Origin of the sequence: Nocardia neocaledoniensis (genome assembly GCF_029868625.1) — a bacterium.
GTDB classification, from domain to species: domain Bacteria; phylum Actinomycetota; class Actinomycetes; order Mycobacteriales; family Mycobacteriaceae; genus Nocardia; species Nocardia neocaledoniensis_A.
On the sequence record NZ_JARWOJ010000389.1, the window covers coordinates 1 to 1,130 of the forward strand.

Here is a 1,130-nt window from a genome sequence, read left to right on the forward strand (position 1 = left end):
CGGGGTCTCCTGGGCGCCGCGCCCGCACTAAAACACCGACGCCCGGCAACTGGGGGGGGACTTGGGCACACCCCCCGGGCGCGTCGCCTGCGCGGGCCGGCCCCCTCTTCGTGCGCGCGCTGGCATGGGATCCCCCGCGCGAGCCGGTGATCGGGGCCGTGGGTGGCCGCGACGGCCCGGCAGGGTTCGAGTCCTCTCGTTCGGTGCGTCAGCCACTGTTCGGCGAGCAAGACCCGGCGGCCGGGGCGGTGCTTCGGCCCGTCGCGCGTGTCGGGGGTGCGTTCGGTTTGGTTCGGCGCGGACCGCGCTGATGACCCGCGGCTACGGGCGGTGGATCGGGCCGTCGAGCGTGTCCAGCGGGTGGCCGGTCGCCCCGGCGCGGTCGGCGAGGATCTGGGCGAGGATCGAGATGGCGGTCTCGTCCGGGGTGTGGGCACCGAGGTCGAGGCCGAGTGGGCTCCGGACGCGCGCGGTCTCGGCGTCGGTCAGTCCCGCCTCGTGCAGGCGGCGGGTGCGGTCGGCGTGGGCGCGACGGGAACCCAGCGCGCCGACGAAGGCGACCGGCAGGCGTACGGCGGTGGTCAGCGTCGGGACGTCGAACTTGGGGTCGTGGGTGAGCACGCAGACCACGGTGCGGTCATCGATCCGGCCCGCGCGGAACTCGGTGTCGAGATAGCGGTGCGGCCAGTCGACGACCACCGCGTCGGCGGCGGGGAAACGGGCCGGGGTGGTGAAGGTTTCGCGGGCGTCGACGACGGTGACGTGGTACCCGAGCCGGCCTGCGGCGACGGTGAGGGCGCGGGTGTAGTCGTTGGCGCCCGCCAGGATCAGGCGCGCGGGGGAGCGGAAGACCTGGACGAAGGTGCGGGGCCGCACGGTCAGGGCGGGCGTGCCGTCCTGTCCGCCGATCAGCCCGTTGCGCCCGGTGCCGAGGAGCGCGGCGACGTCGTGGTCGAGCGCTCGCCACGGTGCGATCCGGCCGAGATACACCAGCTTCCGATCCGGCGCCGGGGCCCCCCCCCCCCCCCCCCCCCCCCGGGGGGGCGGGGGCCGGGGGCGGCCCCCCCCCGGGGGGGGACCCCCGCGGGGGGGCCCAGGGCCCCCCCCCCCCCCCCCCCCCCCCCCGGCGG

1 pseudogene is annotated in these 1,130 nt (G+C 77.5%); it reads right to left on the reverse strand.

The features are described from left to right. Window positions 1-321: 321 nt before the first annotated feature. Window positions 322-1,005, reverse strand: a pseudogene (locus QH270_RS30870) (XdhC family protein); the annotation flags it as partial. Window positions 1,006-1,130 lie beyond the last annotated feature (125 nt).